At 43.6% G+C, this 13,482-nt stretch carries 16 protein-coding genes; all 16 read left to right on the top strand.

Annotated elements, in window-relative coordinates; genetic code table 11:
• Positions 1–7 precede the first annotated feature (7 nt).
• The 16 genes from MHI27_RS19160 (at position 8) to MHI27_RS19085 (ending at position 13,477) form a co-directional block, all read left to right on the top strand.
• Positions 8–1,339: a chemotaxis response regulator protein-glutamate methylesterase gene (locus MHI27_RS19160; RefSeq protein WP_405174481.1), complete on the top strand. Its 1,332-nt coding sequence runs from the start codon at positions 8–10 to the stop codon at positions 1,337–1,339.
• Between the two features lie 34 nt (positions 1,340–1,373).
• Positions 1,374–3,446, top strand: a complete 2,073-nt coding sequence (locus MHI27_RS19155) for a chemotaxis protein CheW (protein WP_405174480.1) — start codon at positions 1,374–1,376, stop codon at positions 3,444–3,446.
• A 27-nt stretch (positions 3,447–3,473) separates the two neighbouring features.
• Complete coding sequence (locus MHI27_RS19150) at positions 3,474–3,935, top strand: chemotaxis protein CheW (RefSeq protein WP_076285425.1); 462 nt, start codon at positions 3,474–3,476, stop codon at positions 3,933–3,935.
• A gap of 36 nt (positions 3,936–3,971) precedes the next feature.
• Complete coding sequence (locus MHI27_RS19145) at positions 3,972–4,565, top strand: chemotaxis protein CheC (protein WP_371915738.1); 594 nt, start codon at positions 3,972–3,974, stop codon at positions 4,563–4,565.
• Complete coding sequence (locus MHI27_RS19140; RefSeq protein ID WP_076285426.1) at positions 4,558–5,055, top strand: chemotaxis protein CheD; 498 nt, start codon at positions 4,558–4,560, stop codon at positions 5,053–5,055. Before MHI27_RS19145 ends, MHI27_RS19140 begins: the two co-directional genes overlap by 8 nt.
• 2 nt (positions 5,056–5,057) lie before the next feature.
• A complete protein-coding gene (locus MHI27_RS19135; protein ID WP_052404338.1) occupies positions 5,058–5,468 on the top strand; it encodes a hypothetical protein in 411 nt (136 codons plus the stop codon).
• A gap of 188 nt (positions 5,469–5,656) precedes the next feature.
• Positions 5,657–6,445: a FliA/WhiG family RNA polymerase sigma factor gene (locus tag MHI27_RS19130; protein WP_042189430.1), complete on the top strand. Its 789-nt coding sequence runs from the start codon at positions 5,657–5,659 to the stop codon at positions 6,443–6,445.
• 28 nt (positions 6,446–6,473) lie between these two features.
• Positions 6,474–7,877 (top strand): DUF342 domain-containing protein, encoded by a 1,404-nt coding sequence (locus MHI27_RS19125; protein ID WP_076299235.1) that lies wholly within the window; start codon positions 6,474–6,476, stop codon positions 7,875–7,877.
• 149 nt (positions 7,878–8,026) lie between these two features.
• Complete coding sequence (locus MHI27_RS19120; RefSeq protein ID WP_149646181.1) at positions 8,027–8,338, top strand: hypothetical protein; 312 nt, start codon at positions 8,027–8,029, stop codon at positions 8,336–8,338.
• A gap of 39 nt (positions 8,339–8,377) precedes the next feature.
• The gene (locus MHI27_RS19115) at positions 8,378–8,956 is read left to right on the top strand and encodes a hypothetical protein (RefSeq protein ID WP_076285428.1); all 579 of its coding nucleotides are present in this window, start codon (positions 8,378–8,380) and stop codon (positions 8,954–8,956) included.
• Complete coding sequence (locus tag MHI27_RS19110) at positions 8,953–9,597, top strand: endolytic transglycosylase MltG (RefSeq protein ID WP_405174479.1); 645 nt, start codon at positions 8,953–8,955, stop codon at positions 9,595–9,597. The genes MHI27_RS19115 and MHI27_RS19110 overlap by 4 nt, the downstream gene beginning before the upstream one ends.
• A 161-nt stretch (positions 9,598–9,758) precedes the next feature.
• Positions 9,759–10,460 carry a 30S ribosomal protein S2 gene (gene rpsB / locus MHI27_RS19105; protein WP_036688493.1) on the top strand — a complete coding sequence of 234 codons (702 nt, stop codon included), beginning with the start codon at positions 9,759–9,761 and terminating at the stop codon, positions 10,458–10,460.
• Positions 10,461–10,592: 132 nt separating this feature from the next.
• Positions 10,593–11,243, top strand: a complete 651-nt coding sequence (tsf, locus tag MHI27_RS19100) for a translation elongation factor Ts (RefSeq protein ID WP_042189425.1) — start codon at positions 10,593–10,595, stop codon at positions 11,241–11,243.
• Between the two features lie 105 nt (positions 11,244–11,348).
• Positions 11,349–12,077, top strand: a complete 729-nt coding sequence (gene pyrH, locus MHI27_RS19095; protein ID WP_036688491.1) for a UMP kinase — start codon at positions 11,349–11,351, stop codon at positions 12,075–12,077.
• Entirely contained in the window at positions 12,077–12,631 is a 555-nt protein-coding gene (frr, locus tag MHI27_RS19090; protein ID WP_042189424.1) for a ribosome recycling factor, read from the top strand. The genes pyrH and frr overlap by 1 nt, the downstream gene beginning before the upstream one ends.
• Positions 12,632–12,709: 78 nt before the next feature.
• A complete protein-coding gene (locus MHI27_RS19085) occupies positions 12,710–13,477 on the top strand; it encodes an isoprenyl transferase (RefSeq protein ID WP_042189423.1) in 768 nt (255 codons plus the stop codon).
• The last annotated feature ends 5 nt before the right edge of the window (positions 13,478–13,482 follow it).

Below are 13,482 nucleotides of genomic sequence, written 5' to 3'. Positions count from 1 at the left end.
AAATGATATGAAGCCATATAAAGTTTTGGTTGTTGATGATTCTGCATTTATGCGCAAGATCATTTCCGATTTAATTGAAAATGACGCTGACTTTCAGGTGACGGCAACAGCTACAAACGGTCGTGAGGCTATCGAGAAAATAAACAAGCTTCGACCGGATTTAGTTACTATGGATGTGGAAATGCCGGAGATGAACGGCCTGGAAGCGCTGAAAATAATAATGGCGTCAGATCCGCTGCCAGTGATTATGCTGTCAGGCATCAATGAAGAGGGCATGAAGGAAACCATTCTTGCACTGGAATGGGGCGCTTTTGATTTCATTCGTAAACCTTCAATATCAAATTCCCAGGATATAACGGGCGTAGGGGAATCCCTAAGAGAGCAAATGAAAGAAGCTATGTTGGCTCGAGAGCAACGTGAAGCGCGAGCATCTGCTTTTAGGATGCCTGACATCACGCCTTTAGAGCCATTACTGCCGACTGCACCGAGATTGTTACCGGACAAATCCAAGGCAGCACTTAAATCTTCTCTCAAAGATGAAGGAATGAGAAAACCTCGGGGGAAACAGCCAGTAGATAGTATTATCCCTAAAAAGGCAACCAAACCAATCATCTCTGATAAAACACCGTTAATCGAAAAGTCTAAACCAAAGACTAAAGTAGAGAATAAACCCATTCCGCCCAAACCGGTGATAGAGTCTTTAGTGGAGGTATCTACTGAGTCTCTGGGACTTTCTCCGGATCGAATGGTTGGTAGCAAGAATTTGCACAAATTAGTTGCTGTCGGTTGTTCTACAGGCGGACCTCGTGCACTGAAGGTACTCCTGGAGAAAATTCCAGCGGATTTTCCAGCTCCTATTGTCATTGTGCAGCATATGCCGCCTAACTTTACGAAATCACTAGCCCAGCGTCTGAATACATTCAGTCCGCTAGAAGTGTTAGAAGCAGAGCAGGGGATGATATTACGAAAAGGAGCAGCCTACATTGCGCCTGGAGGCTATCATTTACAAGTTACCCCAACATCTAAAGGGCAATATGCAGTTGTACTCACGAAGGAGGAGGCGCGAAATGGCCACCGACCTTCAGTGGATGTTTTATTCGAATCATTGCTTCCACTCACATCTCTAGATCGGCACGTGTTGCTGATGACAGGGATGGGTAGTGATGGTGCTAGGATGATGAAATCTCTCTATGACTCAGGGGTTACCTCAACATTTGCTGAAAGTGAAGAGACCTGTGTCGTTTACGGGATGCCGCGATCTGCGGTGGAATTGCAGTGCGTCAAATATGTACTGCCTTTGCAAGAAATTGCTCCAAGGCTAGTGCAAGCCGTTAAATAACGGAAAAGCGAACTCGAAGGGGAGGTGCTCTACTATGGACATGAACCAATATTTATCCATGTTTATTGATGAGTCGAATGATCATCTGCAGTCATTGAACGAGAGCATGATGGGGCTGGAAGCGAATCCTGAGGATCTTAGTATCGTCCAGGTCATATTCCGCTCTGCGCACACTTTAAAAGGTATGGCAGCGACTATGGGCTTTGAAGATTTGGCTTCACTTACACACCAAATGGAGAATGTGTTAGATCTTGTACGTAATAACAAGCTGCGCATGCAGGATTTCATTTTTGATACGTTATTCAAAAGTTTGGATGCCTTAGAGTCTATGGTTGAGGATATTACTAGCGGTGGCGAAGGTAAAGCAGATGTATCAGCCATTGTCTCATCCCTACAGGCTATCGTACGGGGTGAGATTCCTGTTGAAGGCGGTACAGCATCTGCTGCTAATATACCTGCTGCACAAGCAGCTGAAACTCCGATTCATTTAGATGAGTTCCAATTTTCTGTTCTAGAACAATCGATTCAGGAAGGGCATCATGCATTGTATGTGGACGTAACGATCCGTAAGGATTGTCAACTTAAGGCTGTACGTGCATACATGGTGTTTGATCTGCTCGAACGTTCGGGGGAAGTAGTTAAATCCTTCCCATCCGTTCAAGATATAGAACAAGAGAAATTTGACCAAAGCTTCTCACTCTATTACATAACCCAAAAAAACGCTGATCAGATTCAGGCAATGATTATGAATTTGTCTGAGATTGATAAAGTAACAGCAGTAGCACTAGATCAAGAATCCTTGAAAATGCTTGGTCAAGAAACGGCAGCTGCCGTGTCAGAGGTTGCCGCAACAGCCACTCTAGAGGAAACAGCTCCAGCTGCTTCAGTAGCATCTAAACCATTGCCTACCAAAGATGAAGCTAATAAGCCGGGAGCAACTAAAACAGGAGGGGCGCCTTCACGTACGATTCGTGTAGATATCGAACGCTTAGATGTGCTCATGAATCTATTTAGTGAACTTCTGATTGACAGAGTTCGTTTAGAACAGCTGGCTTCTGAGGTTCAGAATGGTGATCTTACGGAAACTGTCGAGCATATGGGCAGAGTAAGCGGAGATCTCCAGAATATTGTGATGAAGCTTCGTATGGTTCCAGTAGATACCGTATTTAACCGGTTCCCACGTATGCTTCGTGATCTAGCTAAGTCGCTGGACAAGAAAGTAGATCTAATTGTAACGGGTGCCGAAACCGAGCTTGACCGGACGGTAATTGATGAAATTGGTGATCCACTTGTACATTTATTGCGTAATGCGGTTGATCACGGAATTGAATCCATTGCTGACCGTATTGCTGCTGGTAAACCAGAGACTGGGACAGTTCATCTACGTGCTTTCCACAGCGGAAATCATGTCTTCATTGAAATTGAGGAAGATGGAACAGGCATTTATCCAGAGAAGGTTTTGAAGTCTGCTGTGAAAAAAGGCGTGATCACGCAAGAGCAAGCGAAGAATATGACGGATGATGAAGCTTATCAATTACTATTTGCACCAGGTTTCAGCACGGCAGAAGTTATTTCTGATGTCTCAGGTCGTGGCGTAGGACTGGATGTAGTAAAATCTAAGATTTCTTCCCTGGGTGGTAATGTAACGATCTATTCTTCACCAGGCAAAGGTACGAATTTTTCAGTTCAGTTGCCACTTACTCTATCTATTATTGCAGCCATGCTTATTCGCTTGGGTTCTGAGAAGTATGCCATTCCTTTATCCTCTATTGTGGAAACTGGAATCGTGCAGAACACTCAAATCCGTACCATTCATGGCAACAAAATGATAGAGTTCAGGAATTCTCATATTCCACTAGTTTCTCTAAGTCGTCTATTTTCGGTACCTGATTATGATGAGAGTACTGAAGAAGAGACAGAGATCGTAGTTGTACGTAAGGGAGAACGTCTTGTAGCCTTAGCTGTACAGGATTTTATTGGTCAGAACGAGATCGTTATCAAGAATCTGGGTAAATATTTACCTGAAATTCAAGGGATATCTGGCGCAACGATACTTGGAGATGGCCAAGTCGCACTTATTATTGATCCGAACGCTTTTATTAAATAACTAGGATAGAACAGGGAGGTTCGTTCCATGGCTGAAGATATTAAAGTGATAGTGTTCAAATTAGGTTCAGAGGAATACGGTATCGAAGTTGAGAAGGTACAAACCATTGAGCGCATGATGCCAATAACTCGTGTGCCTAAAACGTATTCGTTTATCAAGGGTGTAATTAATTTACGTGGTGTTGTTATCCCTGTGATTGACCTTCGAGGCCGCTTTGGGATCGAAGAGGCGGAGCAAACAGATCAGTCACGTGTAATTATCGTATCTGTTAATGAAATGGAAGTAGGTTTCATTGTAGATTCAGCAAATGATGTAATAGATTTGAACAGGGATTCTATCGATACACCTCCAGATGTTGTTGGCGGCATCAAAGCGAAGTATTTAGATGGGGTGGCCAAGATAGGTGAAGAGCGCTTGCTGATCATGCTTAATCTGTCAGAAGTGCTTAACAAAGGCGAAATCGTTCAATTAGAAAGCCTAGAGGGCTAACCTGTGGAATTATTTAAGCACTATAAGGATTTTAAAATGGATGTGCTTAAGGAAGTCGGGAATATTGGAGCTGGGAATGCAGCCACCGCATTATCACAGCTCTTAAATAAGCCGATTGATATGGCTGTTCCCAAGGTACAGCTTCTCAACTTTGAAGAGATTACGGACAAAGTTGGTGGAGCTGAAGAACTAGTATATGCAGTTTTCTTACGTGTGGAGGGAGAAGCTCCGGGCAACCTGTTTTTCATACTTTCCCCGGAAGCCGCTTTGAACTTACTCAGTCGCATTGCAGGCATCGAGATTTTGAGTGACCAAGAACTTGGAGAAATGGAACTTTCCGCGCTGAGTGAAATTGGAAATATATTAGCAGGATCGTACCTATCTTCTCTTGCAGACTTTACCTCACTTTCTATGTATCCAACAGTTCCTGCACTTGCTATGGATATGGCTGGAGCCATCCTAAGCTACGGTTTGCTGCAATTTGGGCAAATGGGTGACGATGCATTGTTGATCGATACTACCTTTTTTGAGGGGAAAAACGAAATTGAAGGGCAATTTTTCCTTATTCCCGATCCGGAATCATTCCCGAAAATCTTCAAATCGCTAGGAGTTCCGTTTGAAAATGATTGAAGAACAAAGCATCATTAAAGTAGGGATGGCAGATCTTAACATTGGCAGCCAGGATAGTTTGATTCGTACAACGGGTCTTGGCTCCTGCGTGGGATTGACATTGTTTGACCCTGGAAAAAAACTCGCGGGAATGGCGCATGTGATGCTCCCTACTTCTGAGATTGCTAGGGAAGGGCAATTAAACATCGCTAAGTTTGCAGATACTGCAGTGCCGGAGCTCTTATCCCGTTTGCTGGAGCTTGGTGCGGTTCGGAGTCGGATCGTAGCCAAGATGGCAGGAGGATCACAAATGTTTGCCTTTGCCGGGGGGAGCGACACCATGAGGATCGGGCCTCGTAATGTTGAATCTTGTAAACTTGCTCTTGAGCATTTGAAAATTCCGTTAATTGCGGAAGACACGGGCGGTAATTATGGCCGTACGATAGAAATTGCCTGCAACACTGGTGTATTGTTCATCCGCAGTGTGCAAAAAGGCGCTAAGGAAATATAAATATGAAGATGATAGGAAACATTTTTATAAACTTGCTGTTTGGTTTGATAGGTTTTGTATTCACTTTTTTTGTAACCTACAGTAATAATGTTCTCGGTACTAGTTTATTACGAAGCCTATTAGGATTTATCATCTGGTTTCTGCTTGCTTTCCTCCTAAGATGGGTATTGGGTTTTATCGTGTATCAATCATCACCTCCGGATGAACAGGATGTTGAGGGAGAAGAACTTGGTGCAAAGTTAGACATCAGTACCCCTAATGAGGATGAAGAGTTAATTAATCTACTCAAACCGAAGCCAGGACAAGGGAGTGGGAACAGTGAGGGGTTCAAGCCGCTCACACCCCCAAAACTAGTCTCTATGAAAGATCCTGAAGAATTGGCCAAGGCCGTTCGTCACCTGAAAGAAGAATAAGCGAGCGCTGTGGCGGAATCGGTTATCTTAAATATAAGAAAGTATAAGTTTCACTTTATACATTATCCTTATATTTCTCGCTTAAACGCTACCGTCCTCATAAGGATGCCGAAGGCGTTTATGCTTGTGACTAGGCAGGTTTCGCCGCGACAAGCTCTCTGACTAAACTTTGGGAAGGGTGAAAGCTATTGAACGAGCGTAAAGCTTCTCAATTGGAAACTGACGAGCTATGGGAACAGTGGAAAGAACACAGTGACCCTGAAGCCAAAAAGAAGCTGATAGAGAGTTATCTCCATATTGTTGATTATGTATCCAGCCGTTTGGCTGTGGGATTGCCCAAAAATGTATCTAAAGATGATTTAGCCAGCAATGGAGTAATGGGATTAATTGATGCGATTGAAAAATTCGACTACAAACGGGGATTGCAGTTTCAAACCTATGCTTCCTGGCGCGTACGTGGTGCGATTTTAGATTCCTTACGTCAAAGTGATTGGGTCCCTAGATCTGTGCGAGAAAAAGCTAAAAAAATCGAGGACGCTTATCAGCAGTTGGAACAGAAGTATTTGAGATCCGTTAGTGATGAGGAAATGAGTCTATACCTGAATATTAGTGTAACTGAATTTCAAAATATGTTGCAGGATGTGGCTGTAATGTCACTATGTTCACTGGAAGACCCGATTCGTGAAGAGGAATCAGAGACCCGAATGTCCATACTGGTGGACGATAAAGCTAAGAATCCGGATAGCAAGGTAAATGAGTTCTACTTACGCGAAGCCCTCACCAAAGGTATTGAAAAATTAACGGTGAAAGAACGGACCGTTGTGTCCCTTTTATATTATGAAGATTTATCATTGAGCGAAATCGCAGAGGTCATGTCACTATCTCCTTCACGGATTTCGCAGCTTCATTCCAAGGCTATTTTGCGGCTGAGGGGAACGCTTGAGAAGAATCGAGATCTACTTATGCAGAACGATTAACCGTTAGTGGTGACAAGGGGGAGCAAAATTGATCGGTCAAAATGCTTTGGATCAGTACTTAAGTATTACTTTTTCGGATGACAAAGGGATCGCGTATTTGCAGTTCTCCAAAAAGGATGAGAATTTTTCCTGCTCTCCTACAGAATTGGAAAGCTTCCTGCACAGTCACAATATTCGCTACGGGGTCCAGCGTGATATTGTTGGACGTATTTGTAGTCATCCGGAGGAGTTTTTTTGGAGTAAAGTCGCTATTGCTACAGGCGAACCTGCAGTAAATGGAGTCGACGGAAGTATTATGCTTACTGTTGATCTGGAAGAGGATCGCAAGCCGCTTGAAAAAGCGGATGGTAAGGTGGATTATAAGGATTTAGTTCGGCTTCGTAACGTCCTCAAAGGAAAGCTGATAGCTAGAATTATCCCTGCTCAGCCTGGTAAGCATGGTAAGACTGTAACTGGTGATGAGCTTGCTTTCAGAGCTGGAAGGGAAGCTCATTTTAAAGTGGGTAAGAACGTACTCGTTGATAACAATGGAACCTCGATGTATGCCGCAATTGACGGTCTTGTTACTTTAACCGATAGCGGTAAAATCAATGTATTTCCTGTCTATGAAGTGAATGGTGATGTGGACTACAGTACTGGGAACATTGATTTTGTAGGTACCGTTGTTATTCGAGGAAACGTACTTTCAGGATTTTCTGTAAAGTCCGCCGGTGATATTCGTGTAGTTGGTGGAGTTGAAGGAGCGGAATTAATCTCTGGGGGATCCATCGAAATTACAGGTGGAATTATTGGCTATAACAAAGGACATGTAACTGCTGGGAAAAATGTTAAGGTCTCTTTCATTCAAGATGGTAATGTAACAGCTGGTGAAGATGTCATTGTATCCCAGAGCATTATGCATTCCAATATACGTGCGGGCAGAGACGTTCTTTGTAACGGAGCTAAGGGATTGATAGTTGGCGGAACTGTACAGTCTGGGGAAAGAGTCGTAGCACGTACCATAGGCAATACCATGTCCACAGCGACTTCTATTGAGGTAGGAGTAGTACCTGAGCTCAGAAATGAGATTAACGAGCTGCGTCAATCACTGCGTCAATTACTTGAAAATGAGGACAAAACGTCTAAAGCGTTGTATCTATTAAATCAATTGGCAACTAATGGTCAACTCCCTGCAGATAAAGTGGCACTTCGCGTTAAATTGAATGCTACTAAACAGTCTCATCAACGTGAGGAAAAAAGAATTAAAGAACGTGTACTAGAGATTGAAAGAATGCTAGAAGATACAGGCAGAGCTAGAGTTGAAGTGATCAAAACGATCTATGGCGGATCCAAAATTATGATCGGTAGATATACACGATTTGTAAAGGACCCCACAGAACGAGTTGTGTTTGTTTATAGTGAAGGTGATATATCCTTAACGCCATACAATTAATCGGGCGGGCAGCAATAGCGGCCGGCCATTCTTGAAATATAAGAAAGTATAAGTTTCACGTTATACATTATCCTTATATTTTTACGAGAAACGGTTATCGTCTTCATAAAGACGACAACATCGTTTCTTCTTATGAGAAGAGGGTTATGATGAGCCTAAAACCAGTGGAACTGCAAATTGCACTACCTCGGACTACGGAAGCGGGTAAGGTTCAGAATGAATCTCAGCAGCGCCCCGCTATTGATCAGCATCAACTGGCCGGACAAAATGTGAAACAAAGTCAGGAAATGACCATGCGAAGCGCTGAAGTGGATGAATCTTCTGAGTCTGCTTTACGCGATGGCGGAGATAAAGGCAATCATAATTCCGGAGGGAATCCTTCCTCGGAGAAACGTTCGAAGTCAGGTACTCGTGATGCGGAACATCCTTACAAAGGACAGCGCATTGATCTGAGTCTTTAATAAGTAATTATATTTGATATGTTAAAGGAGATAAGGCACTTGCAACCATGGGTGTATATTGTGCTAGTAGGTGTCGCCGCTATTCTTTATGCCCTTTTACTTCCGGCGCGTATGAAGGAAGGAAAAGCAGAGCAGCAAAGCCTCAAAGAAACGGAGGCAGCGCTTGAGCTATATATGGCTGACATAGAGCGCGAGAATGAAGAGCTAGCACAGTTGGTCAGCAGTATTAAACAGCAATCACAAACTAATCATGTAGCAATGCAAGGGCAGATTAGTGATTTGCAGCATCAATTGACAGAATTACAACAAAGCTCTTTATTACTAGAGGGCCGAGTAACTAACGAAGAAAAGCGGTTAAGAGAGTTGGAAGTTTCGGTTGAGAAGGGTTCGTATGTTAAGGTTGCGGCGATCGGAGACCCGTCTGCCGGAGCTGAATTGAGTTCAATACAACCAGAAGTGAAAGCGAAACCCATTAGTTCTATTAAATTGCGGTATCCACGATTATTTGAACTACATGAGCAGGGGAAATCGATAGACTCCATTGCCAAGACGGCTGGACTTCAGCGGGGAGAAGTGCAACTGATTCTGCAACTCGCCAAACAGGAGGAATCGGTATGATGAAGAACCGTTCTTTTTTGTTCGGTCTTGGCACAGGGCTAATTGCAGGCGCACTATTACTTCAGTTAATGATATCCGGTGGAGCGGCTCCACTCACCAAGGAACAGGTAATACAAGGTGCTGAGAAATTGAACTTGAAGGTTATCGACGAATCTATTGAACCTCCTTCTGATGAGCCTGCTTTGGAGGACGCTGTTCAAGGTGAGAAGACAGACGGCGTTAATGAGGGAAGTACGGAGAACGTGGAACCTTCTAAGCCTACAGTAGCGGCTTCTCCCGCTCCTGTAGTGTCTCCTACAGTATCTGATAACCCCAATAAGGTTGTCCCTCCTAAAGAGCCCTCAACGCCTAAAGAAGGCACTATTGAGAAGCCAGAGGTCACTACTGCACCATCTGCTGTTGCACCTGATAAGCCTAAAGCCACTGCGAATGCAGGGGTTGTTGTTCGTATACCTTCAGGTAGCACACTGACAAAAACAGCAGATATTTTGGAGAAGGCTGAAGTCATTAAGGACAAGGCTAGTTTTCTTAAAGCCGCCAATCAACGTCAGATCAATACGAAGATTCAATCGGGTTCTTACACCTTTAATAAAGACGAGAGTCTAGATTCTATACTAGAAAAATTAATAAGTTTTCAATGATCGTTGCATACACTAATAAAATATGGTATAGTAATTGACGGTGTTAAAACACACGCCGGTTGATTTCGACAAGGGGTGCTTTCTTCTGAAGAAAGTCTTGCTGAAAGATGACGCACGGCGGAGGAGACACACAATAAACCAAACTTAGGAGGTGTGTGAAGATGGCAGTAATCTCCATGAAACAGCTTCTAGAAGCTGGGGTACACTTCGGTCACCAGACTCGTCGTTGGAACCCAAAGATGGATCGTTATATCTTCACTGAAAGAAACGGAATTTACATTATTGACTTGCAAAAAACAGTCAAGAAGGTAGAAGAAGCTTACAACTTTGTAAAAAGCGTCGCTGGTGACAACGGCACAATCCTATTCGTAGGAACAAAGAAACAAGCACAAGATTCCGTAAAAGAAGAAGCAGAACGTTCCGGTATGTTCTTCATTAACCAACGTTGGTTGGGCGGAACTCTTACTAACTTCCAAACTATCCAAAAACGTATTGATCGTTTGAAGAAATTGGAATCTTGGGAAGAGGACGGCACTTTCGAAGTTCTACCTAAGAAAGAAGTTATCCTTCTTCGCAAAGAGAAAGATCGTCTTGAAAAATTCTTGGGCGGTATCAAGAACATGAAAGGTCTACCAAGCGCGTTGTTCATCATTGACCCGCGTAAAGAGCGTATTGCAGTTGCAGAAGCTCGCAAATTGGGTATTCCAATCGTAGCTATCGTTGATACTAACTGTGATCCAGACGAAATCGACTACGTAATTCCAGGTAACGACGACGCTATCCGCGCCGTGAAATTGTTGACTGGTAAAATGGCAGACGCTGTTGTTGAAGCTCACCAAGGCGAAGACACAACTACTGCTTAAGTAGCGACTAACACATACAAGAACTTAAATGAAAAGGGTGGTTGGCAGGTGGATAACCTCTCACTGCCCTTTTTTTAGGATAAAAGCCTTGAATAATGTAAGAAAACGACAATTACCTGGAGGGAATAAACAATGGCAGTTGATGCAAAAGCAGTAAAAGAACTTCGTGAAAGAACAGGCGCTGGTATGCTTGATTGTAAAAAAGCGCTTGAAGAAGCTAATAACGATATCACTAAAGCGGCTGAATTGCTTCGTGAAAAAGGTTTGTCCGCAGCAGCAAACAAAGCAGGACGTATTGCTACTGAAGGCGTTGTAGAATCTTACATCCACGCTGGCGGCCGTATTGGTGTACTTGTAGAAATCAACTGCGAAACTGACTTTGTAGGTAAAACAGATTCCTTCAAGGATTTTGCTCGCGATATCGCTATGCAAATCGCTGCAGCAAACCCACGTTATGTTCGTCGTGAAGAAGTTCCACAAGAAGATGTAGAAAAAGAAAAAGAAATCCTGAAAGCTCAAGCTTTGAATGAAGGTAAGCCTGAGAAAATCATTGAAAAAATGGTTGAAGGACGTATTGGTAAATATTACGAAGAATATTGCTTGCTTGAGCAAACCTTCGTTAAAGACCCAGACAAAACGATCTCCCAATTGCTGAACGAAAAAATCAGCACAATCGGAGAAAACATCTCGATCCGTCGTTTTGCTCGTTTTGAACTAGGCGAAGGTTTGGAAAAGAAAGTGGATAACTTTGTTGAAGAAGTTATGGCACAAGTAAATAATTAATATCAGCTTCATCATAAATGTGAAGAATTGAATAAAGGCAAGCATCAGAAGAGCGGAACACGTACACGTAGTGTTCCGTCTTTTGCAGAAAGTGAGGGTATACATTTGGAACAGCCGGTATTTAAGAGAGTAGTCCTAAAGGTAAGTGGAGAGTCTTTGGCAGGACAAAACGGATATGGTATTGATGCCGACATGATTATTTCCATCGCTGAACAGATCAAGGAAGTTGTAGAGCTTGGCGTTCAGGTTGCGATTGTTTGTGGTGGAGGTAACATTTGGCGCGGGATCGCTGGTAGTGCAAGTGGCATAGATCGCGCTACTGCAGATTATATGGGCATGCTGGCAACAGTAATGAATTCACTTGCTCTGCAGGATGCATTAGAACAAATCGATGTGCCAACAAGAGTGCAGACTTCGATCTCAATGCAGCAAATTGCTGAACCGTACATTCGTCGTCGTGCGATTCGCCACTTGGAGAAGGGCCGTGTTGTTATTTTTGCAGCAGGCACAGGTAACCCTTTCTTCTCTACAGATACTACTGCAGCACTTAGAGCAGCAGAAATCGAAGCAGAAGTTATTCTGATGGCGAAGAACAAGGTTGATGGTGTATATTCAGCAGATCCGTTTAAAGACAGCACAGCCGAGAAATTTGAACAGCTCACTTACATGGATGTTCTGAACAAAAACCTTGGTGTTATGGATTCCACAGCTTCATCTCTATGCATGGATAATAATATACCGCTCATTGTATTTGCCATTACTGAACAAGGCAATATCAAACGTGTCGTTCTCGGTGAGAAGATCGGAACGATTGTTAAAGGGAGTGTAGATTAATGCCACAATCGGTCAAAAAAAATGCCGAAGAGCGTATGGAAAAAGCGATTTCATCGCTGAAACGTGACTTGGCAACATTGCGTGCAGGACGTGCAACAACATCACTGCTAGATCGCATTCAAGTTGAATATTATGGTTCCCCAACTCCAATCAATCAGCTGGCGAACATCAGCACTCCGGATTCCCGGACACTGTTAATCCAGCCGTGGGACAAAACATCGATGTCTGACATTGAACGGGCGATTATGAAATCGGATATCGGTTTGACGCCTGCTAATGACGGCACAATCATTCGTCTTTCTATCCCTCCGCTGACTGAAGAACGTCGGACGGATTTGGTGAAATTGACGAAGAAATTTGGTGAAGAAGCGAAAGTAGCGATCCGCAACATTCGCCGTGATGCCAACGATGATATTAAGAAGATGGAGAAAAACGGTATCTCGGAAGATGAGTCCCGTGGCCATCAGGAAGACATTCAAAAGACAACGGATAAGTTCATAGCCGAGGTCGACAAAGTGCTTGTATCCAAAGAAAAAGAGATTATGGAAGTATAAAGATATTCTAGAGACTTAAGGCCCCTCCGTTAATGGTGGGGTTTGTCTCTTTCTGATAAGAGCTTGGAGGAAACGGAAATGATCAAACGGGTTCAAGCGTGGCTGAGCCGTAAAGACAGGCAACAGCCAGTCGAGATTTCACCGGATAACATTCCCCGGCACGTGGCTGTTATTATGGACGGCAATGGGCGTTGGGCTAAGCGTCGCGGGTTGCCGCGCGTTGTGGGTCATCAGAATGGCATGAAGGCTGTTAAACGTGCTACAATCGCTGCAGACGAACTGGGTGTTGAGTTTTTGACGATGTATGCGTTCTCGACAGAAAATTGGAAACGACCAAAGGAAGAAGTCGATTATCTGATGCGCTTGCCAGTGGAGTTTCTAGCCATTGAGCTTGATGAACTGATTGAGAAGAATGTCCAAGTACGTATGATGGGGGATACTGATGCATTACCTTCATATACACGCAAGGCTATGGAAGAAGCGGTTTCCCGAACACAGGGCAATACTGGACTTATATTGAATTTTGCTCTTAATTATGGGGGACGTAAAGAAATTGAGGACTGCATGCGCAGCATTGGTAAGGACATCCAATCAGGGGCTTTGTCACCGGAAGATATTACGACTGATCTAATCGATAGCCGAATGTTATCTGGTGGGTTACCAGATCCGGATTTGCTTATACGTACAAGCGGAGAAATGCGACTTAGCAATTTCATGCTATGGCAGCTTGCTTATAGTGAGCTGTGGTTTACTGATGTGTATTGGCCTGAATTTGATAAGGAGCATTTGCATCAGGCAGTTGCTGAATATCAACGCCGTACACGCCGTTATGGTGGACTGAAGTAGCTTGA

Source organism: Paenibacillus sp. FSL H8-0261, from assembly GCF_045040645.1.
Lineage (GTDB): Bacteria > Bacillota > Bacilli > Paenibacillales > Paenibacillaceae > Paenibacillus_AQ.
Note: the sequence above shows the minus strand (reverse complement) of the source record. Positions and strands in the feature narration are given on the sequence as shown.

What these genes read in the sequence shown, in the direction of transcription:
- MHI27_RS19160 (WP_405174481.1), top strand. Translation starts at nt 8, where the DNA reads ATGAAGCCATATAAAGTTTTGGTTGTTGATGATTCTGCATTTATGCGC.
- MHI27_RS19155 (WP_405174480.1), top strand. Translation starts at nt 1,374, where the DNA reads ATGGACATGAACCAATATTTATCCATGTTTATTGATGAGTCGAATGAT.
- MHI27_RS19150 (WP_076285425.1), top strand. Translation starts at nt 3,474, where the DNA reads ATGGCTGAAGATATTAAAGTGATAGTGTTCAAATTAGGTTCAGAGGAA.
- MHI27_RS19145 (WP_371915738.1), top strand. Translation starts at nt 3,972, where the DNA reads ATGGATGTGCTTAAGGAAGTCGGGAATATTGGAGCTGGGAATGCAGCC.
- MHI27_RS19140 (WP_076285426.1), top strand. Translation starts at nt 4,558, where the DNA reads ATGATTGAAGAACAAAGCATCATTAAAGTAGGGATGGCAGATCTTAAC.
- MHI27_RS19135 (WP_052404338.1), top strand. Translation starts at nt 5,058, where the DNA reads ATGAAGATGATAGGAAACATTTTTATAAACTTGCTGTTTGGTTTGATA.
- MHI27_RS19120 (WP_149646181.1), top strand. Translation starts at nt 8,027, where the DNA reads ATGAGCCTAAAACCAGTGGAACTGCAAATTGCACTACCTCGGACTACG.
- MHI27_RS19110 (WP_405174479.1), top strand. Translation starts at nt 8,953, where the DNA reads ATGATGAAGAACCGTTCTTTTTTGTTCGGTCTTGGCACAGGGCTAATT.
- rpsB (WP_036688493.1), top strand. Translation starts at nt 9,759, where the DNA reads ATGGCAGTAATCTCCATGAAACAGCTTCTAGAAGCTGGGGTACACTTC.
- tsf (WP_042189425.1), top strand. Translation starts at nt 10,593, where the DNA reads ATGGCAGTTGATGCAAAAGCAGTAAAAGAACTTCGTGAAAGAACAGGC.
- frr (WP_042189424.1), top strand. Translation starts at nt 12,077, where the DNA reads ATGCCACAATCGGTCAAAAAAAATGCCGAAGAGCGTATGGAAAAAGCG.
- MHI27_RS19085 (WP_042189423.1), top strand. Translation starts at nt 12,710, where the DNA reads ATGATCAAACGGGTTCAAGCGTGGCTGAGCCGTAAAGACAGGCAACAG.